The sequence below is a fragment of the Halorarius halobius genome (assembly GCF_024298865.1).
Taxonomy (GTDB): Archaea; Halobacteriota; Halobacteria; order Halobacteriales; family Haloarculaceae; genus Halorarius; species Halorarius halobius.
Map to the genome: position 1 here is coordinate 3028325 of NZ_CP101161.1, position 20230 is coordinate 3048554.

Below are 20230 nucleotides of genomic sequence, written 5' to 3' on the forward strand. Positions count from 1 at the left end.
CCGATCACCCGCGTTCGTCGTCGGTCACGGCGTCCCGGAGCTTCTCGGCCTTCGTCTCCGTGGCGACGGTGAGTCGGAGTTCGCCGTCCCACTCGCCGGAGGCGATGGCGTCGGCCAGCCCGGGGCTGACCCCGAACCGCGAGCGCTCGTCGCTCCCGAACGACAGCGTCACCTCGAACTCGTCGGGGTCGTCGGCCACCCCGGCCTCGCGGAACGTCTCGCTCACGCTGGTCGTCGCCGTCTCGGTCAGCGTCACCGGGAGGTAGGGGCCACCCTGGGCCGTGTTCACCTCGCCGACGGTCGCCACGTCGGTCCCGTCGAACAGGTGTCGGGTGGATTCCGGGCCGGCGAGTCGGGTCACGAACGACTCGCCCGCCGGCGTCGCAGTCGGTTCCGGACCGTCGCCGGTCGTGGCGAGACCGGCACACCCGGCGAGCGCGGCGGCTGTTCCCGTCGCTATCGTGAGGACGCTTCGTCTGGAGGGCATCGCCACGACTGTAACGTCGCGTACGACAAGAGGTTTCGGGCGTTCGAGAGAAACCGCTACAGTTTCGACTCGGCGTCGTCGGCTAGCTCCTCCATCCGCTTGCCGATGCGGCCGGCGTCGGAGAACTCGTCTTCGCTCATCACCGTCGCCAGGGCGTTGCCGAGCACGAACACGGCGTGTTTGTGCTCGCTCTTGGATTTGTGGACGTCGTCGGGCGTCACGTCGAGTTCGTCGTACGGGTCGAACACGGAGCCGTCCACCTCCTCCATCCCCCTGAACGTCTCCGTTATCTGCACCATGTGTTCGTGGAGCTCGAGGAGTTCGTCCTTGTGCATACCTGTGGGTACTCTGCCGCGACGTTAAGGCTTGCGTGGGGGCCGCTTGCACACGAGCCTCGACTGGCGGGTCGCGCCGAGCGACGCGCTCGAACGGGACCCGGCGGGCGGGTCAGAAGACGTACTCGTCGTCGTGTCCCATCATCCCGTCGTCCTCGAACTCCGGTTCCTCCTCGTCCATCGGCCCACTTGTCTTGTAGGCGCGAATCCCGGCCGCCAGCAGGTCCTCGATGGCCTCCTCACGGTTGACGAACTCGCCCTGCTCGACCAGTTGGGCGATCTGCATCTCCAGATGCTCCGGGATGGTCAGTTCTACCTTCGGCATCCTCGGTTCGAGGTTCGACAGTAGGGTATTTAGTTCCTGTGGGGGTTTTCACCTGCTGGGACCTGTGACTTCGGAAGGGGAAAATTATCTTTCCTGTATGCCTCACTCACTTTCAATTCCCGAAAGAGTTACGTCGTGAAGCGGAAACGAGCGCGTTCGGAGAGCGGTACGCTGACGGTGGTGCCCTCACAATGGCCGCACATGAAGGACGTCACGGACCTCCACGAGGAGTTCGGGGGCGAGCGACTCCCCCCCGGCCAGCGTGAGACCGAGCGGTTTCCGGTGCTCTCGAAGTCCGGTACGCCGTCGTTCGACCCCGAGGAGTGGACGTTCGACGTGTGGGGCGCTGTCGACGAGGAACTGTCGCTGTCGTTCGAGGCGTTCACCGACCTGCCCAGCGAGACCCAGCGACAGGACTTCCACTGCGTGACTGGCTGGTCGCGGTTCGACTGCGAGTTCACCGGCGTCCCGTTCCCGGCGCTCGCTGAGCGGGCCGGCGTCCACGACGACGCGGTCCACGTCATGTTCCACGCGATGGACGGCTACTCGACCGACCTGCCGCTCGACGACTGCATGCGGGGCGAGGTGCTGTTCACCTGGGCGCTCGACGGCGAGGAGTTGCCCGCCGACCACGGCGGCCCCCTGCGGGTCGTCACGCCCCACCGATACGCGTACAAGGGCGCAAAGTGGGTGAACGGCGTCGAGTTTCTCACCGACTCCGAGCGGGGCTACTGGGAGAAGCGGGGCTACTCGCGGACCGCGAACCCCTGGAACGAGGAGCGGTACGCGTAGGCCACCCGCTCGGGAACGGGACGCATAAACCGGAGGCACCCCAAGGGTCGTCAATGGAACCGCTCGGTGACGAGATGTCGGAGGAGGTCGTCACGCGGGCGACGCCCGTGTCCGCACCGGCACCCCGGAGCGTCCTGCGGGACGCGTCGGCCCCGCGGACGGTCTGGAGCGCCCCCGACGAACCCACCGTCGTCGGCTCCGGCGCCGCGGCTGTGCTGTCGGCGTCGGGTGCCGGCCGGTTCGATTCGGTTCGCGAGGCCGCCGCTGACCTGTTTTCGTCGGGCGATGTCCACGCCGGCACGGAGGCGGCCAGACCCCGCCTGTTCGGCGGGTTCGCGTTCCACGACGACCACAGCGGAACCGACCCGTGGACGAACTTCCCCGGCGCGCAGTTCGTCCTCCCGCGGGTGCAGGTGACCTACACCGACGACGGCGCGTGGCTGACGGTCAACGCGGTCGCTCCCGACGGCGGCGCCGAAACCGTCGAGCGCCGTCTGGACGCGGCCCGCGAGGAACTGACGAGCCTCCCGGACCCCGGCCCGGTGTCGGAGCCGCCGGGCGTCGTCGGCCGGGAGCGCACCACCGCCAAGGACGACTGGCGTGCCACCGTCGAGCGCGTCACGGAGCGCATCCGCGCCGACGAACTCCGGAAGGTAGTGCTGGCACAGGCGCTCGAGACCCGGCTTCAGGAGACGCTCGCCGTACCCGACCTGCTCGCCCGCCTCGGCGAGACGTACCCCGACTGCTTCCGCTTTCTCGTCGAACCTGCGGCGGGGGACGACCGGCCGGCGTTCTTCGGCGCGACCCCCGAGCGTCTGCTCCACCTGCGGGGCCGCACCGTCTCGACGGGCGCGCTCGCGGGGACGACCGGCCGCGGCGACACCCCTGCGGAAGACGAGTGGCTCGCCCGGGAACTACTCGACGACGAGAAGAACATCCACGAACACGAAATCGTCGCGGACACCATCAGCGACCAGTTGGAGCCGTACGCGTCGAGCGTGTCGACCGGCGAGCGCCGCGTCCGACGACTGGCGACCGTCCAGCATCTGGAGACGCCCATCACCGCCGAACTCGCGGCCGACGAGCACGTCCTGACGCTGGTCGAGGCGCTCCATCCGACGCCCGCAGTCGGGGGGTTACCGCCGAAAGCCGCACTCGACACCATCCGCGAGACGGAGCCGTTCGACCGCGGCTGGTACGCCGCGCCCGTCGGCTGGTTCGACGCCGCCGGCTACGGCTCCTTCGCCGTCGCGCTCCGGTCGGCCGTCGCCCACCGCGAGGCGGCCACGCTGTTCGCTGGCGTCGGTATCGTCGCCGACTCCGACCCAGACGCCGAGTGGGACGAGGTCCAACTCAAATACCGGCCGATACTCGACGAACTCGAATGACCGCACCGAACGTCAACACGCTCTGGGGACAGGTGGTCGCCGACGAACTGGCGAAAAACGGCGTCGACGGCGTCGCTATCGCTCCCGGGTCCCGCTCGACGCCGCTGACCGTCGCGTTCGCCGAGCATCCGGATATAGCCACGTTTTCGCATCTCGACGAGCGGTCGGCGGCGTTCTTCGCGCTGGGGCGGGCGAAACGCACCGGCACGCCGACGCCGCTGGTCTGTACCTCCGGCACCGCGACGGCCAACTTCCACCCGGCGGTCATCGAGGCGAGCCAGGCCCGCGTGCCGATGCTCCTGCTGACGGCCGACCGGCCACCGGAACTACAGGACAGCGGAGCCAACCAGACCGTCGACCAGGAGAAACTGTACGGCGATGCCGTCCGACAGTACCGGAAACTGCCGGAGCCAGAGGCCGCCGACCGGAAGCTCCGGAGCCTCCGAACGGCGCTATCGCGGGCCGTGGCCACCTCGCGGGGGACGCCGGCCGGGCCGGTCCACCTGGACTGCCCGTTCCGCAAACCCCTGGAGCCCACCGTCGACACGTCGGAGGTGCCCGACGGCTGGGAGCGGGACCATCCGCTCGCGGCCGAAGGACGGGACGGGCCGTTCGTCCGCACGACGCGGGGCGAGCCGACGCTCACCGACGGGGAGCTCGACTCGGTTGCCGCGACAGTCGCGGCCGCCGACCGTGGCCTCATCGTCTGTGGCCCGGTCGATACCCCCCGTCCGGAGCGGGACGCGCTCCACGCACTCGTGGCGGCGACGGGGTTCCCCGTGCTCGCGGACCCCGTCTCCCGGTTCCGGTTCGGTCCACACACCGCCGACCTGCCCATCCTCGGCGGCTACGACGGCTGGCTCCCCGCACTCGACGACCCGCCGGACGTCGTAATCCGGTTCGGCAACTCCCCCACGTCGAAACGGCTCCGGAACTGGCTCGGGGAGGCGGACGCCCGCCAGTTCGTCGTCGACCCGGCTGGCGGCTGGCGGGAGGCGGAGTTCCGGGCGACGGACCTCCTGGTCGCGGACCCCGCGCGTCTGGCGCGGGACCTGGCGGCGAAGGTCGACCGTCGAGGGACGGCGTACGCGGACCGACTCGCGGCGCTGGAAGCCGACTACTGGGACTATCTCGGGGACGCCGACGCGTTCTTCGAGGGCCGCCTCGTGGGCGAGGTAGCCGCGCTCGCGCCCGACCCGTCGACCGTGTTCGTCTCCAACTCGATGCCGGTCCGGGACCTCGACCGGTTCGGACGGCCGCGCGAGGCGGACCTGACGGTGCTGGCGAACCGCGGCGCGTCGGGCATCGACGGCATCACGTCGACGGCGCTCGGCGCCGGGAGCGCAACCGACGACCCGCTCGTCCTCGTGACCGGTGACCTGGCGTACTATCACGACATGAACGGCCTGCTCGCGGTCGGTCGGTGTGGCGTCGACGCCACTATCGTCCTCGTGAACAACGACGGCGGCGGCATCTTCCATCTGCTCCCCATCGAGGGCCACGAGACGTTCGAGGGGCAGTTCCGAACCCCTCACGGCCTCGATTTCGCGCCGAGTGGAGAGCTCTACGGGCTAGAGTTTGCGCGGACGCCGACCCGCGAGGCGTTCCGCGAGGCGTTCGCCGACAGCGTCGACCGCGAGGGCACCCAGGTCATCGAGGTGCCGTTCGACTCGGCGGCGAGTCACGCCGACCGCGAGCGCCTCGACAAGCGGGTCGAGCGCGAACTAGGCGCGCTGGAACAGTAGGTTCGCGGCCGCGATGGCGAACGGAATCCAGCAGAACGCCCAGACGACTGTCCCGAGGATAGACAGCAGACCGACCCCGGCTATCGACAGCGCGACCGGCGCTAACAGCGTCCACCCACCGAACACGAGGACGCCCGCTTCCGGGACCGACAGAAGCGTCACCGTCAGCGCGAGCGCACAGAGTCCCAGCAGAACGTTGACGAACACCGGGAAGGCCGGCAGGAACGCACTCCCGACGAGCACGGGGTACAGCGCCAGTGCGACGACCGCGAAGCCGATGCGTTCGGTCGTGAATCGGATGCCCCGGTGGGTGGCGGGCGATACGCGGTAGCCGTCCTCGCCGCCGTCTGCCCCCGGCCGATACCAGGAGGTGCTCCGGTTCTCGGCGGCGTGGTCGCGGTCGAACCGGGTCTCGTACTCGCGCCACCACTCCTCGGTACCGCCGTGGCCGTCGGTGCGGGCCTCCGAGTCGGCCGTCGCTGTGTGGCCCTCGCCGGCGTCGTGCCCGCCGCGGCCGGGGTCGGTGGCGGCGGTTGCCTCGTGTGACCCGACCGGTGCGTCACCGACGAACGCCGCGTGGCCGAGACGGTCGTAGCGGGCCCGTTCGTCCGGGTCGGTCAGCACCTCCCGGGCCCGGCGGACCGCCTGGAATCGCTCGGCGGCGTCGGGTGCGTCCGAGCGGTCGGGATGTGTCTCCTTCGCCCGCTCGCGAAACGCCGCCTCGATGTCCGCTCTGGACGCGTCCGGCGACACGCCGAGCAGTTCGTAGTACGACTCCCCCACTACGCGGCGTTTCGGCGCTCCATGGCAAAAAGTCTCGCACGGTTTTGGCCGCCGTGGCGGTCCACGCCACTGAGCCCGCGTCGTCTCCCTCCGCAGGCGCTCGTCGTCGGGCCGCTTCAGTCCTCCAGCCGTGGCCAGTTGTACCGGTTCCTACTCGCGGTCGAGCGCATCGCCGAGGCCCACCAGCGGATGGGCCGAGGCGCCGGACGCCGGAACCGGCCGGCCAGCGGTGGTGTTAACTGTCAAGCGCCCTCCTCGAGTCGTTCGTAGCGGTCGGTGAACTTCGCTTCGCAGGAGGAACAACAGAAGTGGTAGGCCTCTCCCCCGAGACGCGTCGACGTCCCCTCGGCGGTGACGGTGTTGCCACATTCGGCACACTCCAGTGCGAACTCGCCGCCGCCGACGCTGGGCGTCCAGCGGACGTCGTCGACGAGCGTCACGTCGAGCGACTCGACCGTCGCGTCGCCGAGTCGCTCGGCCACCCAGTCGCGGACCCGGCCCTCCGGCACGCGAGCGAGCGCCGTCACCGTCCCGTCGGCGGCCGTGAACACGTGTTCGACTGCCTCCGTCGTGGCGAGCGTCTCCCGGACCGACCCCGCCTCCCCGGGGCCGATGGTCGCCTCGATGAGCACCGGAACGCCGCCCCGGAGGGTCGACCGGTCGACGTCGACCGTGAACCGCCTGATGACGCCCGCTTCGCGGAGCCGTGTCACGCGGTCCGAGACCGCTGGCCCCGAGAGCCCCACCTCCTCGCCGATGGCCGAGAACGGACGGCGCGCGTCCTCGGCCAGCAGTTCGAGGATGCGCATGTCCGTGTCGTCGAGGTTCTCCATACCGGCCCTCGCCGCCCCACCCGGAAGACTCCATCGGGACCCGCCACCGTTTTGCTCCGGCCACCCGCAGGCGAGGTATGGTCTCGGACATCTTCGACGCCGACGCGTGGCGACCCGTCGACGGGGTCGACTTTCGCGACATCACCTACCACCGAGCGACGGACGTCGGCGCGGTCCGCATCGCGTTCGACCGACCCGAGGTGCGCAACGCCTTCCGGCCCGAGACGGTCGACGAACTGTACGACGCACTCGACCACGCGAAACGCCAGACGGACGTGGGCTGTGTGTTCATCACCGGGAACGGTCCGTCGGAGAAAGACGGCGGCTGGGCGTTCTGCTCGGGCGGGGACCAGCGCATCCGGGGTGAAGCCGGCTACGAGTACCGGGACGACGAGGGGAGACCGGGACAGGGCGAACACAGCGCCCCGCGCCTCCACATCCTCGAAGTCCAGCGGCTCATCCGCCACATGCCCAAGCCCGTCGTCGCGGTCGTGCCTGGGTGGGCCGTCGGCGGCGGCCACTCGCTACACGTCGTCTGCGACATGACGCTCGCCTCGGCCGACCACGCGAAGTTCCTCCAGACCGACCCGGACGTGGGGTCCTACGACGCGGGATTCGGGAGCGCGTACCTCGCACACCAGGTCGGCCAGAAGAAGGCCCGCGAGGTGTTCTTCCTCGGAAAGACGTACTCCGCCGAGGAAGCCGAGGAGATGGGGATGGTCAACGAGGCGGTCCCCCACGAGGAACTGGAGGAGCGCGCGCTAGAGTGGGCCGAGGAGATTATGAGCAAGTCGCCGACGGCGATGCGGATGCTGAAGTACGCGTTCAACATGGACACCGACGGTCTGGTCGGCCAGCAGGTGTTCGCCGGCGAGGCGACGCGACTCGGCTACATGACCGACGAGGCACAGGAGGGCCGTGACGCGTTCAACGAAGGGCGAGAGCCCGACTTTAGCGAGTTCCCCTGGCACTACTAATCCACGTTCTGGACGACCCGGAATGCGCGCCGAGCGCCCCCCGAAGGTTCAAGTAGGGGAACGCGACCACACGTCCCATCACCTGAACGCCGCGGCGATGGGTCACGGCAGTTGCGCGGGCCGCCCATCGTGGCCACTGGGACGCTCCCACGGCCCGTCTGCTTGCCCCCGAACCACCACCGCTTAGGCCCCGCCGTCCCAACTGCGAGCAATGAGCGACACGGCGAACGTCTCGAAGACGAAGGCGTGGGTGATGGCCGCGCGGCCCCAGACGCTTCCGGCCGGAGCGTCGCCGGTCGTCGTCGGGACGGGGTTGGCCGTCCACGACGGCGTCTTCGCGGCTTTGCCCGCGCTGGCGGCGCTGGTCGGCGCGCTCCTCCTCCAGATAGGGACGAATTTCGCCAACGACTACTACGACGCGGTGCGGGGCGCTGACACCGAGGACCGCGAGGGGTTCACTCGGGTCACTGCTGGCGGAATCATCGACCCGCGGCGGGTCAAGCAGGCGATGTACGCCACCTTCGGCCTCGCTGTCCTGCTCGGCACCTACCTCGTGTACGTCGGCGGGCCGGTCATCGTCGTCGTCGGCCTCTCGTCGGTCGCGGCCGGCATCGCCTACACCGGCGGCCCCGCGCCGTACGGCTACCGTGGTCTCGGTGACCTGTTCGTGTTCGTCTTCTTCGGACTCGTCGCAGTGACGGGCACGTACTACGTCCAGGCGGCCGCCGCCGTCAGCGGCTTGCCTGCCGTCGACGCACTCCTCGCACTCGTCCCGCTCGACGCCGTGGTCGCAGCACTCCCGGCAGCCGGTCTCTCGACGGCCATCCTCGTCGTCAACAACATCAGGGACATCGAGACGGACCGCGCGGCCGGGAAGCGGACGCTCGCCGTGATACTCGGATACGGCCCCTCGCGCGTCGAGTTCCTGCTTCTCGTCGGGATGGCGTACGTCGTCCCCCTCGTGTTCGCGCTTGCGGACGGGTACACGACCTATGCCCTTCTGCCACTGCTCACGCTACCGCTTGCCGTCCGCGTCACCCGGACCGTCCTGACCGAACGGGACGGCTCGGCGCTCAACCCGGCGCTCGAACGGACCGGCCAGTTGCTGTTCGCCCACAGCGTGCTGTTCGCCGTCGGCTTGGCTATCGACTACGGCCACCCGCTCCTGCCGGCATGAACGTCGACTACTTCTCGCTCCCGCTTTCGAGTCCCCTCGCCACCGCCGACGGCGACATCACCGACCGGACGGGCTATCTGGTCACCGTCGACGACCCGGCACCCGGAATCGGAGAGGCGACGCCGTTGCCGGGGTGGACCGAATCGCTGGAGAGTTGTGAGGCCGCGCTCCGGGACGCCGACCCGAACGACCTCGACGCGCTCCCGCCCGCGGCGCGCCACGGCGTCGCGCTGGCGCTCCTCGACGCGGAGGCGCGCCACGAAGGCGTTCCACTCTACCAGCATCTCGGTACCGGGCGGACGGTAGAGACGGTGCCGGTGAACGCAACCGTCGGCGACGCCGACGACGAGACGACCGCACGACGGGTCGAACGCGCCGCCGAAGCGGGGTTCCCGGCGGTGAAGCTGAAAGTCGGCGCACGGTCGTTAGACGCGGACCTGAGCCGAATCGCCGCCGCCCGCGACGCCGCCCCCGACGTGGAACTGCGTGCCGATGCCAACGGCGCCTGGTCCGTCCCGGAGGCCGAACGCGCGTTCGATGGACTCGCCGCCCACGGAGTGAGCTACGTCGAACAGCCGCTCGATTCGGCGGACCTCGAAGGCCACGCGGCGCTCCGTGGCCGTGGCGTGGACGTCGCCCTCGACGAGGCGCTGTGCGAACACGGCCTCGATGCCGTGTTGACCGCGGGTGCCGCCGACGTGCTCGTGTTGAAACCGATGGTCCTCGGCGGCCCCGACATCGCCGTCGAGACGGCGGTCCTGGCACGCGGCGCGGGCATCGACCCCGTGGTGACGACGACGATAGACGGCGCTTTCGCGCGCGCCGCCGCGGTCCACGTCGCCGCGGCGGTTCCGGACGTCCGCCCCTGCGGGCTGGCGACCGGCGACCGCATCCGCACGGATTTCATCGACGACCCCGCTCCCGTGCGGAACGGGTTCGCCGACGTGCCACAGAAAGAGGGAAATACCGCCGCCACATCACCGGCGGACTATGCGTGACTGGCTGGCCCAGCGAGCGCGCGCGACGCCGACGGCGACGGCGCTGGTCGATGCCTCCTCCGGCGAACGCCTGACGTACGCCGCCCTCGACAGCCGGGTCGAGGAGCTCGCCGGCCGACTCTCCGCGCTCGGCATCGGCGTCGACGACCACCTCGGCGTCGTCGCGGAGACCGGGCCCGATTTCGTCGAACTCGCGCACGCGTCGATGCGGCTCGGCGCGGTGCTCGTCCCCCTCCACGCGCGGCTCACGCCGGCCGAACTCGCCGACCGTGCCGACCGTGCCGACCTCTCTGCGATTGTGTGTGACGCCGCGAACGAACCCGCGGCCGTCGAGGCGTTCGATACCGTGGCAACCGTCGACGCTCCGACCGCGGGCGCGACACCGGTAGCGGACCGGGAGCCAGCGACGTTCGACGTGCCCGCCTGGGACCGGGGCCGCCCGATGCTGTTGCTGTCGACGTCCGGAACGACCGGCGACCCGAAACTCGTGACGCTCACCTCGTGGAACCTGCTGTGTTCGGCCGCCGCCTCCTCGTGGCGACTGGGCGTGCTCCCGACCGACCGCTGGTACTGCGTGCTCCCGATGTCGCATATGGGCGGCCTGGCACCGGTGTATCGGTCGATGCTGTACGGTACGACCGTGGTGACTGCAACACCCGGGAGCTTCGACCCCGAGCGCGTTCTCACGGAGATGGACGACCACGGCGCGACCGGCGTGTCGCTGGTCCCGACGACGCTCCGGCGCCTGCTCGATGCCGGGTCGCTCCCGGAGCCGCTACGGTTCGTCCTGCTCGGCGGCGCGGCCGCCCCCGAGTCGCTCGTCGAGCGCGCAGTCGACCGAGACGTACCGGTGTGTCCCACCTACGGCATGACAGAGACGGCCTCACAGATAGCGACCGCACGGCCCGAGGACGCGGCAATCGACCCCGGCACCGTCGGCAGTCCACTGATGTTCACCTCGGTCACTGTCGTCGACGAAGCGGGCGCCGAACTTCCCGACGGCGACGTGGGCGAACTGGTCGTATCGGGGCCGACGCTCACCCCGGGCTACTACGGCGACCCCGAAGCGACCGACGAGGCGTTCGGCCAGCACGGGTTCCACACCGGCGACGCCGGCTACCGCGACGACCAGGGCCGTATCCACGTTCTCAATCGTCTCGACGACCGCATCGTCACCGGTGGCGAGAACGTCGATCCGGGCGAAGTGGCCGCCGTCCTCCGTGACTGCCCGGGCGTCGAAGACGCGTTCGTCACCGGACTCACCGACGACGAGTTCGGCCAGCGGGTCGCGGCCGTCGTCGCGGGCGACGTGACCGTGGACAGCCTGGAAGCAGAGGCACGCGAGTCACTCGCGGGGTTCAAACTCCCACGCCAGTGGGCCGTCGTCGACGAACTCCCCCGAACCGCCTCCGATACGGTCGACCGGGAGGCCGCCCGCGCCCTCCTGCGGGACGGTTAACTGCCGGGGTCGCGTAGCCGGCGGCGTGTGTACGCTCACCTTCGCGTGGCACGCCTTCGAGGACTACCTCGCGGTCGCCACCAATCGCGACGAGATGCTGGCCCGGCCGTCGTCGTCCCCTGTGGTTCGCGGCGACGAGCCGCGAGTGCTTGCACCGCGCGACGAGGAGGCCGGCGGGACGTGGGTCGGCTACAACGACGCCGGCGTGTTCGTCGCCATCACGAACCGCTGGACACGGACCCCGAGCGACGGCGACCGGTCGCGGGGCCTACTCGTCCGTGAGACGCTCGACCGGGAGACGGCGGCCGCCGCGACCGAGTTCGTCCGCGGAGAGCTGTCGGACCGGACGTACGAACCGTTCCACCTGCTCGTCGCGGATACCGACCGGGCGGTGCTGTTCGAACACGACACCGCCACGAGCGAGACGGTACTCGCCCCCGGCGTGTACGTCATCGGCAACACCGGCTGGTGTGGCGTTCGAGACGGGCCGGCGGATGCGACCGAGCGCCAGCGGACGGAGACGTTCTTCGTGCCGGGCCGCCGGCCGGACGTCGGGCGACAGCAGGCCGAGAACGACCGAGAGGTACTCGACGCGCTGGTCGAGGCCGCGGGGATTGCCGACGAGGCGACGGCGTGGCTCGATGCCGGCGCGGACGTGCTCTCTGACCACTCGTACGGCGTATGCGTACACGGTGATGGGTTCGGAACGAAGTCGTCCTCGCTGATTCGTCTGGGCACAACCCGGAGCTACCGCTACGCGGACGGTCCCCCCTGCGAGACGCCCTACGAGCCGGCCGGGTCGCTGTGAGCCGGACAACCAAGATTTAAACGCCCGACTCGCGGAGTAGAGGTATGGCCGAGGATCTCTCCGAGGACGAGATGCGCGGACTGGAACTCATCCGCCAGCAGGGGGGCATCCACCAGAGCGACTTCTGGAAGGAGATGGACGTCGACTCCCGGAAGGGGAGCCGCATCATCGAGTCGCTGGAGGAGAAGGGGTACGTCGAGCGGTCGGAGACCGTCTACGACGGGCACAACACCTACCTCGTCGAACCGGTCGTGAAGCCGGAGGAACTCGACTTCTCGCTTCTGATGGCGGGCGACATGCTCTCGCCGTTCGTCGGCGACGAGGAGGTCGACCCCAACTCGGACCAGTTCACGCAGTGGCTGATGAATCTCGCCTACCAGCGCTGACCGGCGACTCCATACCGCCGTATCTCCTCAGCCGAGACCGGCTGGACCACCGTCTCCAGTTTCTCGCGTCGCCACCAGTCGCCCGTCTCGCGCCGTTCCGCGGGGTCGGTGAACTCGTAGCGATACCGCTCGATGCGGACGTACTCGGGCGGGTCGCCGTCGAACGGGTCCGACCGCAACAGCGACAGCGCCCCCTCGTCGGCCTCCAGCAGTTGTGCGACGAGTCGATGGAGCCACGGATGGCGGCGCCGCGTCGGCATCGCCGCGAACCACATCTGCCAGTCGAGTCGGAGGTGGTAGGGCGCCACCTGCGGTGGTCGCCGGTCCACGCGGGTCGGCTTCCCCGGGAACGTGTACGGCTCCCAGTCGGCGGCGCTCAGGTCGTCGTCCCGCGTTCCCTCGACGACGAGTTCGTAGCGGTCACGCGTGATAGAGCCGAACGCGCCGTAGGTGTTCACCAGATGCAGAGGGTCGAACGCCGCGTTCATCGCCTGCCGGTCCGAGACGAGGTTCCGGACGGGGTAGTAGCTCAGGGCGACGACGAGCGCGGCGAGCGCGAGCGCGAGACCCCACAGCCATGCCGGGGCGGGCGCGACGGCCGGCAGGTCCAGCGGCCACAGCGGCGCGAGCAGTGGGTCGGAGAACGCCGAGACCGCGAGCACGATTGACAGCGAGTTCAGCCACGAGAAGTTGCCCGTCACCATCAGCCACCCCATGAACGCAATGGTCACGGCGCCCGCGGCGCCCGCTATCGGTTGTGGGGCGAAGTAGAGGAACGGCACCGCGAGTTCGACGACGTGGTTGACGACGACGCCAGCGCGGTGGACCCGCTTGGGGAGGTGGTGGGCGAACCACGACGCCGGGTTGGGCATCGGTTGCGTCTCGTAATGATAGTCCAGACAGGTGAGGTCGCGCCAGCAGTCGTCGCCGCGAAGTTTGATGAGCCCCGCGCCGAACACGTTGCGGAAGAGGACCCACCGGAGGAGTAGCATCACGACCCACGGCGTCGCGGTGGTGCCCGCCCCGAGGAAGATGCAGAGGAAGCCGGTTTCGAGCAGTAGCGACTCCCAGCCGAAGCCGTAGAACGTCTGGCCGGCGTTGACGAACGAGAGATACAACAGCCACATCGCGGTCCACGCGAGCATCGAGACGGGCGTGCCGAACGCCTCCGTAACGCCGACCAGGGCGCCGACCGAGAGTGCGACGCCGGCCCACGCCGCCGCCCCGATGGCGCGGTCGCTCGGATACAGGTAAAACAGCGACGGCTCCTCGCGGAGCGTCGCGTGTTCGACGTAGCGGTCGATGGGAAGCAGGCCGTCCTCGCCGGCGAGCGGGCGGAACTGGCGCGCGGCGACGAGGAAGGCGAGCAGGTACGTGACGGCGACGCCGCGTTTCAGCAGGAGGCGGGGAAGCCACAGCGAGTCGAGTCCCCACAGCTCCACGAAACCCATGTGCGACGGCAGACGGAGGGAGCAACTAAGCGTTGGGGAGCTACTCCAAAAGCGACAGCATCGAACAGGAGATGACCGTCGAGCCGTCCTGCTTCTTCACCTCGGCGTCGTACTTCACGGTGCCTTTCCCCATCGGGCTGTCCGTCTCCCGCTTCTCGACGACCTCCAGTTCGACGTGGATGCGGTCGCCGAAGAACACGGGCGCACGGAAGCGAACTTCGTCCATGCCGTAGAACGCGACGACGGCGTCGCGTTCCTCCTGCGTCCGGGACTGCCACAGCAAACCGGTCGCCGCTGACAGCACCAACATTCCGTGGGCGATGCGCTCGCCGAACATCGACTCCTCCATCCGCTCGTCGTCGAGGTGGATGTGGTTGAAGTCGCCCGAGACGCCGGCGAAGTTGACCACGTCCGCTTCGGTGATGGTGCGCCCGCCCGTGACGGTGGTGTCGCCCACCTCGATGTCGTCGTACACCGAGGCGTCGCTCTCGTCGCTCTCGTCGGTCATGCCGACCCCTCCTCGGTGGTCTCGCCGCCGAACGTCCGGTCGCGGAACAGCCGGTAGGTGGTGCCGCCGGTGGCGACCACCTTCCGGTCGCCCTCGTGGACGCTCGTCACCTCGCAGTCGGTGACGCCCATCGAGTCGCCCGCACGGACCACCTCGGCCTCGACCCTGACGTCGGAGGTGGCGGGGCGGACGTAGCGGACGTTGAGGTCCGTCGTCGTCAGCGCCGCGGCCGCCGGGTCGTCGAACGTCGACCGGAGCGCGAACCCCGACGCGGTGTCGATGACCGTCGCGGTAATGCCGCCGTGGACGGTGCCGGACGCGAGGTTGGCGAACTTCTCGTCGAACGGGAGGTGGAACACGGCCCGGCCGGGCTCCGCGGTCTCGATGTCGAGGTCGAGCCACTGGAACAGGCCGTGCTCGCGCAGGCCCGCGGCAAGCTCCTCCTCTACGGGGTCGGAGCTCATTTGCCCTCGAACTCCGGTTCGCGGTCCTCCATGAATGCCGATGCGCCCTCCATCATGTCGTCGGTCGACAGCAGGAGGCCGAACGCCTGGGATTCGAGTTCCAACCCCGCCGAGAGGTCCTGGTCGCGGCCCGCGTTCATCACCTGTTTCGCCTTCCGGAGTGCGATGGGCGGCCCGGACACGAGGTCGTCGACGAACGCCTCGACGGTGTCGTCGAACTCGTCGTCCGTGACGGCGCGGTTGATGAGCCCCCACTCCTCGGCCGTTTCGGCGTCGATGCGCTCCCCGCGGAACACGAGTTCCTTCGCCCGGGCATCGGAGAGCATCCGAATGGCCCGCTGGGTGCCACCACCACCGGGGATGAGCCCGAGGTCTATCTCGGGGAAGCCGAACTCCGACCCCTCGGTGGCGATACGCAGGTCACACGCCAGCGCGAGTTCGTGACCGCCGCCGAGACAGAAGCCGTCTATCTTCGCGAGCGTCGGCCGCGGGTACTCCGCGACCGTCTTGAACATCGGCGTCACCTCGACCTCGTGGGGCTGGATGCCCGCGAACCCGGTCACGTCCGCGCCCGCGGAGAACGCGCGGTCGCCGGCACCCTCGAAGGTGACCGCCCGCACGTCGTCCTCGTCGGTCGTCTCCAGCAGGTGGACGATTTCGTCCATCAGGTCCTCGTTGAGCGCGTTGAGCCGCTCGGGCCGGTCGAGTTCGATTTCGAGAAGCCCCTCGTCGGACAGCGAGTAGTTGAGCGTCGTGTAGTCGCGCTCGCCGTCCTCGCCGCCGTAGTCGTAGAAGCCGGCGCCGGCGTCCTCGCCGGTGTCGCCGGCCTCGACGAGTTCGACCAGATACGCCGCGGGCTCGTAGCGGTCCTCACCGTACTCCTCGTGGAGTTTGCGGAGCTTGTCGAGGACCGTATCCAGACCCGTCTTGTCCGCGCGACGACAGGGGCCTTCGGGGAACCCCGCACCGAGACGCATCCCCGTGTCGATGGCCTCGGCGGTGGCCACGTCGTTCCCGATGAGCTTCGCCGCCTCGTTGACGATGCGCGCCTCGATGCGGAGCGTGTCGACGCTCTCGCCCTGCCCGGCCTCGTAGGTGGTCCCCTCGCCGTCCTCGTAGTCGTAGTACCCCTTGCCGGTCTTCTGCCCGAGGTTGTCGTTGTCGACCTTCTCCTGAACGATGGGCGGGATGGGCTGGCCGGCCTCCTTGCGGACGTGGTAGCCGATGTCGATGCCGGTCATGTCCGACAGCTCGAACGGCCCCATCGGGTAGCCGCGCCCGTGGACCATCGCGGCGTCTATCTCCTCGACGGTGGCGACGCCCTCGCTTGCCATCCACGCCGCCTCGTCGCCGAACGGCCCCAGCACGCTGTTGACGACGAAGCCGTTGACGTCCTTGCGGACGTAGATGGGCGTCTTGTCGATGGCCTCGACGAACTCGTAGGCGCACTCGGCGGTTTCGTCAGAGGTTTCGTCGCCGTAGATGACCTCGACGAGGTCCATCTTCACCGGCGGGTTGAAGAAGTGCATCCCGACGACCTGCTCCGGGCGCGAGGTGGCGCTCGCTATCTCCGTGATGGACAGCGAGGAGGTGTTCGACGCGAGGACGGTCTCCTCGGGTGCGAACTCGTCGAGGTCGCCGAAGATGTCCTTCTTCAGGTCCATCTTCTCGGGGGCCGCCTCGATAACCATGTCGACGTCCTCGACGGCGGTCTCCAGGTCCACCTCGGTGTCGATTCGTGCCATCACCTCGTCCGGACTCTGGTCGACCAGGCCCTTCTCTGCGAGCTTCTCGACCGACCACTCGATGTTCTCGTACCCCTCGTCGACGAGCTCCTGCTCGATGTCGCGCATCGTGACCTCGTAGCCGGCGAGCGCGACGACCTCCGTGATTCCGTGACCCATGCTCCCTGCGCCCAGCACCGCGACGCGGTCGATGTCGTCGACGTTCATGCGACGGGAACTGTCGCTGGAAGCGCCTTAACTCCACCGCCGTTCTTTAGCGATGTTAGGTCAATACCGGGGTGCCGCTATCGCTGTAAAATGCAGGGTCGACGACTACTCGTCGCGCAGTTTGAACTTCTGGACCTTGCCGCTGGGGTTCTTCGGTAGCTCCTCGACGAAACTGTACTCGCGGGGGCGCTTGAAGTCGGCGAGTGCGTCGTTCTGTCGGCAGAAATCGTCCAGTTCCTCGGCAGTGACATCGCCCACGACGTACGCGACGACGGCCTCCCCCCACTCGTCGCTCGGTTCGCCGACGACAGCGGCTTCGGTCACGTCCGGGTGCGAGAAGAGGACGTCCTCGACCTCGGTCGGGTAGATGTTCTCGCCGCCGGAGATTATCATGTCGTCCTTCCGGTCGACGACGTAGAGGTAGCCGTCCTCGTCGCGGTAGCCCAGGTCGCCGGTGTAGTACCACTCCTTCCCGTCGGCCTCACGGAGCGACTCCGCGGTCGCGTCGGGTCGGTTCCAGTACTCACGCATCGTACACGGCCCGGCGAACAGTATCTCGCCGACCTCACCCTGCTCGACCGTCGCGTCCGGGTCCGCGTCGGGTTCGACGATGCGGATGCGGTGGTTCAGGGCCGGCAGGCCCGCAGAGCCCTGCTTCGGGCGCTGTTCCTCCGGATGCTGGAAGGCGCCACAGGGGCCGATTTCGGTCATCCCGTACGCCTGCAGGTAGTTCTCGCACAACTGCTCCATGCAGTTGTCGAGCACGTCGGCGGGCATCGGTGCGGCACCGTACAGGCCGAGGCGAAGCGAGGAGACGTCGGCGTCGGCCTTCGCCTGCGTGAGCGCCAGCGCGTTCCACGCCGTCGGCGCGGCGAACATCAGCGACACGTCGTGCTCCTCGATGGCCGCCAGCACGTCGCCCGGCTCGAACTCGTGGACGACGACGTTGGTCGCCCCCAACTGGATGCGGGGGAACAGCGCGGCCTGCAACTCGGCGCAGTGATAGAGGGGAAGCGCCGACAGCCCCACGTCGTCGCGGCGGTAGCCGCCCTCCGAGATGCAGATGAGGTTGTGCTCCATCATGTCGCGGTGTTCGTGGACGACGCCCTTCGGCCGGCCCGTCGTCCCCGAGGTGTAGATGAACGCGTACACGTCGTCCTCGGCCACCGCCGTCTCCGGGCGGTCGGGACTGCCCGACTCGAGCAACTCGTAGAAGTCCGCCTCGTCGTCGCTGGCGTCGTCGATGCTCACGAACGTCTCGACGGTGTCGAGGTCGTCGCGGGCGCCCTCGACGGCTTCGCGGGTCGCCCCCTCGAACACCAGCGCCTTCGAGTCGGCGTCGTTGAGGATGTACTCCACCTCGCCGGCCTTCAGCCGGAAGTTCAGCGGGTTGAACACCGCGCCGAGCTTGGCGCAGGCGAACACGGTGAGGATTATCTCGCTCCCGTTGAACAGCAGGGTCGACACCCGGTCGCCGTGGCCGATGCCGCGTTCGGCGAGCGCGTTCGCCAGTCGGTTCGCCTTCTCGTCGAACTCGGCGTACGTCCACCGCTGGTCCCGCTCGGGGTAGACGATGGCGTCCTTCTCGGGGAACTTCTCGGCCGACGACTCGAGGATGTCACGCAGAGTGGGCTGCATGGCCTACGACAGCGAAGGCCACACCATAGTTCTTCCCCGGCGACCAGCGGCATCCCCATACGGCCGCTCCCCGTGTCGTAAGGTTCTTGCCCGCGTTCGGGCTACTGAACGGTAATGGACCTTCGCGTCATCGAAAACGAGGAGACCGAACTCTCCATCGAGATAGCCGGCGAGGACCACACGTTCATGAACGTCCTCAAGGGCGCGCTCCTGGAGACGGAGGGCGTCGCCGCCGCGACCTACGACATGAACCCCGAGCAGTCCGGGGGTCAGACCGACCCCATCCTCGCCATCAAAACCGAGGACGGGACCGCGCCGCTGGACGCGCTGGAGGCCGCGACCGGCAACGTGAAGGACAAGACGAGCGCGTTCCGCGACGCGTTCGAGGCCGCGTAACTCAGTCGGCGGGTGCGAAGTGGTCGGGCGGGGTCGCCCGCCGGCCGTCAACCCGTTCCGTCGCCTCGGGGGTCCCCGGGGATGACTCTTCTGTCCCAGTAGCGGCATCCATCGCCGCATACACCGCCTTCCAGCCACCGCTCGGGGTGTCGCCGTCACTCGGCACGCGACCACCTCCGCGCCGGGTCGGTCGTCGCTGGCCGCCACGACGCGCCTCGCCTGGAGTCGTGTCGACCGTCTCGGTTCTGGGCCGAACGCGGCCCGGTCGTCTGCGGGAGAGCGTGTCGTTTCATGGGATGCTCTCGCTCCGGCCCGTCGGGCGGGCCCGGAGACGCCGTTACTCGGTCCCAGTCACGCAAAAGGTGCGGCCTACCGCGGAGTGAAAGTGAAACTATACTCGGGCGGGGTTCCCCGGCGTCGGCTCCCTACCGGGTAGTTACCGGGGACGTTCAGTTTCGCCCACGGGGCTCACAGACGGACCGGCACGTCCCGCTCGTCGAGATACTGCTTCACCTCGCCGATGCCGAACTCGTCGAAGTGGAAGATGGACGCCGCGAGCGCCGCGTCGGCGCCGGCGTCGGTGAACACCTCGTACATGTCCTCCGGACCACCACAGCCGGAGGAGGCGATGACCGGCGTCGAGACGGTGTCACAGACCGCCTTCGTCAGCGGGATGTCGTAGCCGTCCTTCGTGCCGTCGGCGTCGATGGAGTTGACGAACAGTTCGCCGGCGCCCCGAGATTCGGCCTCCGCGGCCCACTCGATTACGTCGAGGTCGGTCCCCTCGCGGCCGCCCTTGACGGTGCACTCGAACCAGCAGGACTCGCCGTCCACCTCGACGTAGTGTTCGCCCCCCTCGTCGAACCGCCGGCGCGCGTCCACGGAAATGACGATGCACTGCGACCCGAACGAACGGGCACCCTCGCCGATGAGTTCGGGGCGCGCGATGGCGCCACTGTTGATAGAGACCTTGTCCGCACCGGCGCGCAGGGTCTCCTTGATGTCCTCGCGGGTGCGGATTCCCCCGCCGACGGTGAGCGGGATGAACACCTCGTCGGCGACCGCCGAGACGGTGTCGAGCATCGTCTCGCGGCCCTCCGCGCTGGCGGTGATGTCGAGGAAGACGAACTCGTCGGCGCCCGCGCGGTTGTACTTCTTGGCCATCTCGACGGGGTCGCCGGTGTACTCGAGGTCCTCGAAGTTGACCCCGGTGTAGACGGCGGCGTTGCCGTCCTCGTCGAGGTCCACGTCGATGCAGGGGATGATCCGCTTGGTGAGCGTCATTCGGTGCCCCACGCTTGGCACACGCGGGGTTTCACGGTTTCGAC

22 protein-coding genes are annotated in these 20230 nt (G+C 68.9%); 10 read left to right on the plus strand and 12 right to left on the minus strand.

Annotation, left to right across the window (positions count from 1 at the left end):
* Positions 1-4 precede the first annotated feature (4 nt).
* The 3 genes from NL112_RS16230 to NL112_RS16240 form a co-directional block, all read right to left on the minus strand.
* Complete coding sequence (locus NL112_RS16230) at positions 5-487, minus strand: preprotein translocase subunit SecD family protein (protein ID WP_255149894.1); 483 nt, start codon at positions 485-487, stop codon at positions 5-7.
* A 56-nt stretch (positions 488-543) separates the two neighbouring features.
* Complete coding sequence (locus NL112_RS16235; RefSeq protein WP_255149895.1) at positions 544-822, minus strand: UPF0058 family protein; 279 nt, start codon at positions 820-822, stop codon at positions 544-546.
* Positions 823-934: 112 nt separating this feature from the next.
* Positions 935-1147 (minus strand): ribbon-helix-helix domain-containing protein, encoded by a 213-nt coding sequence (locus NL112_RS16240; RefSeq protein ID WP_255149896.1) that lies wholly within the window; start codon positions 1145-1147, stop codon positions 935-937.
* Positions 1148-1348: 201 nt separating this feature from the next.
* Here NL112_RS16240 and NL112_RS16245 point away from each other — a divergent pair, with 201 nt between their 5' ends.
* The 3 genes from NL112_RS16245 to menD are packed head-to-tail and all read left to right on the plus strand — an operon-like array spanning position 1349 to position 5072.
* A complete protein-coding gene (locus tag NL112_RS16245; RefSeq protein WP_255149897.1) occupies positions 1349-1939 on the plus strand; it encodes a sulfite oxidase-like oxidoreductase in 591 nt (196 codons plus the stop codon).
* A gap of 53 nt (positions 1940-1992) precedes the next feature.
* Positions 1993-3327, plus strand: a complete 1335-nt coding sequence (locus NL112_RS16250) for an isochorismate synthase (RefSeq protein WP_255149898.1) — start codon at positions 1993-1995, stop codon at positions 3325-3327.
* On the plus strand, positions 3324-5072 hold the full coding sequence (gene menD, locus NL112_RS16255; protein ID WP_255149899.1) for a 2-succinyl-5-enolpyruvyl-6-hydroxy-3-cyclohexene-1-carboxylic-acid synthase: 1749 nt from the start codon (positions 3324-3326) through the stop codon (positions 5070-5072). The genes NL112_RS16250 and menD overlap by 4 nt, the downstream gene beginning before the upstream one ends.
* Here the strand turns inward: menD and NL112_RS16260 are convergent.
* A complete protein-coding gene (locus NL112_RS16260; protein WP_255149900.1) occupies positions 5052-5855 on the minus strand; it encodes a DnaJ domain-containing protein in 804 nt (267 codons plus the stop codon). The two genes, menD and NL112_RS16260, sit on opposite strands and share 21 nt — an antisense overlap.
* A 242-nt stretch (positions 5856-6097) precedes the next feature.
* Positions 6098-6688, minus strand: a complete 591-nt coding sequence (locus NL112_RS16265; RefSeq protein WP_255149901.1) for an AsnC family transcriptional regulator — start codon at positions 6686-6688, stop codon at positions 6098-6100.
* A gap of 77 nt (positions 6689-6765) precedes the next feature.
* On the opposite strand from NL112_RS16265, the gene NL112_RS16270 reads away from it, so the two are divergent.
* The 6 genes from NL112_RS16270 to NL112_RS16295 all read left to right on the plus strand — a co-directional run bounded on the left by NL112_RS16270 (position 6766) and on the right by NL112_RS16295 (position 12493).
* Entirely contained in the window at positions 6766-7665 is a 900-nt protein-coding gene (locus NL112_RS16270; protein WP_255149902.1) for a 1,4-dihydroxy-2-naphthoyl-CoA synthase, read from the plus strand.
* A gap of 211 nt (positions 7666-7876) precedes the next feature.
* Positions 7877-8842 carry a 1,4-dihydroxy-2-naphthoate polyprenyltransferase gene (locus tag NL112_RS16275; RefSeq protein WP_255149903.1) on the plus strand — a complete coding sequence of 322 codons (966 nt, stop codon included), beginning with the start codon at positions 7877-7879 and terminating at the stop codon, positions 8840-8842.
* Entirely contained in the window at positions 8839-9840 is a 1002-nt protein-coding gene (locus tag NL112_RS16280; RefSeq protein ID WP_255149904.1) for a mandelate racemase/muconate lactonizing enzyme family protein, read from the plus strand. Before NL112_RS16275 ends, NL112_RS16280 begins: the two co-directional genes overlap by 4 nt.
* Positions 9833-11299 carry a class I adenylate-forming enzyme family protein gene (locus NL112_RS16285; protein WP_255149905.1) on the plus strand — a complete coding sequence of 489 codons (1467 nt, stop codon included), beginning with the start codon at positions 9833-9835 and terminating at the stop codon, positions 11297-11299. Before NL112_RS16280 ends, NL112_RS16285 begins: the two co-directional genes overlap by 8 nt.
* Before the next feature lie 25 nt (positions 11300-11324).
* On the plus strand, positions 11325-12107 hold the full coding sequence (locus NL112_RS16290) for an NRDE family protein (protein ID WP_255149906.1): 783 nt from the start codon (positions 11325-11327) through the stop codon (positions 12105-12107).
* A 44-nt stretch (positions 12108-12151) separates the two neighbouring features.
* Positions 12152-12493, plus strand: a complete 342-nt coding sequence (locus NL112_RS16295; RefSeq protein WP_255149907.1) for a helix-turn-helix transcriptional regulator — start codon at positions 12152-12154, stop codon at positions 12491-12493.
* On the opposite strand, the gene NL112_RS16300 is transcribed toward NL112_RS16295, so the two are convergent.
* The 5 genes from NL112_RS16300 to NL112_RS16320 form a co-directional block, all read right to left on the minus strand.
* Complete coding sequence (locus NL112_RS16300; protein WP_255149908.1) at positions 12481-13944, minus strand: lipase maturation factor family protein; 1464 nt, start codon at positions 13942-13944, stop codon at positions 12481-12483. The genes NL112_RS16295 and NL112_RS16300 overlap by 13 nt on opposite strands.
* Positions 13945-13984: 40 nt before the next feature.
* Entirely contained in the window at positions 13985-14452 is a 468-nt protein-coding gene (locus NL112_RS16305; RefSeq protein WP_255149909.1) for a MaoC/PaaZ C-terminal domain-containing protein, read from the minus strand.
* On the minus strand, positions 14449-14916 hold the full coding sequence (locus NL112_RS16310) for a PaaI family thioesterase (protein WP_255149910.1): 468 nt from the start codon (positions 14914-14916) through the stop codon (positions 14449-14451). Before NL112_RS16310 ends, NL112_RS16305 begins: the two co-directional genes overlap by 4 nt.
* On the minus strand, positions 14913-16868 hold the full coding sequence (locus NL112_RS16315; protein ID WP_255149911.1) for a 3-hydroxyacyl-CoA dehydrogenase/enoyl-CoA hydratase family protein: 1956 nt from the start codon (positions 16866-16868) through the stop codon (positions 14913-14915). Before NL112_RS16315 ends, NL112_RS16310 begins: the two co-directional genes overlap by 4 nt.
* Positions 16869-16973: 105 nt before the next feature.
* Complete coding sequence (locus tag NL112_RS16320) at positions 16974-18506, minus strand: long-chain-fatty-acid--CoA ligase (protein WP_255149912.1); 1533 nt, start codon at positions 18504-18506, stop codon at positions 16974-16976.
* Positions 18507-18620: 114 nt separating this feature from the next.
* On the opposite strand from NL112_RS16320, the gene NL112_RS16325 reads away from it, so the two are divergent.
* A complete protein-coding gene (locus NL112_RS16325; protein ID WP_255149913.1) occupies positions 18621-18902 on the plus strand; it encodes a DNA-directed RNA polymerase subunit L in 282 nt (93 codons plus the stop codon).
* Position 18903: 1 nt separating this feature from the next.
* On the opposite strand, the gene NL112_RS16330 is transcribed toward NL112_RS16325, so the two are convergent.
* The gene (locus tag NL112_RS16330; protein WP_255149914.1) at positions 18904-19068 is read right to left on the minus strand and encodes a hypothetical protein; all 165 of its coding nucleotides are present in this window, start codon (positions 19066-19068) and stop codon (positions 18904-18906) included.
* A 302-nt stretch (positions 19069-19370) separates the two neighbouring features.
* Positions 19371-20186 carry an imidazole glycerol phosphate synthase subunit HisF gene (gene hisF / locus NL112_RS16335; protein ID WP_255149915.1) on the minus strand — a complete coding sequence of 272 codons (816 nt, stop codon included), beginning with the start codon at positions 20184-20186 and terminating at the stop codon, positions 19371-19373.
* Positions 20187-20230: the final 44 nt, after the last annotated feature.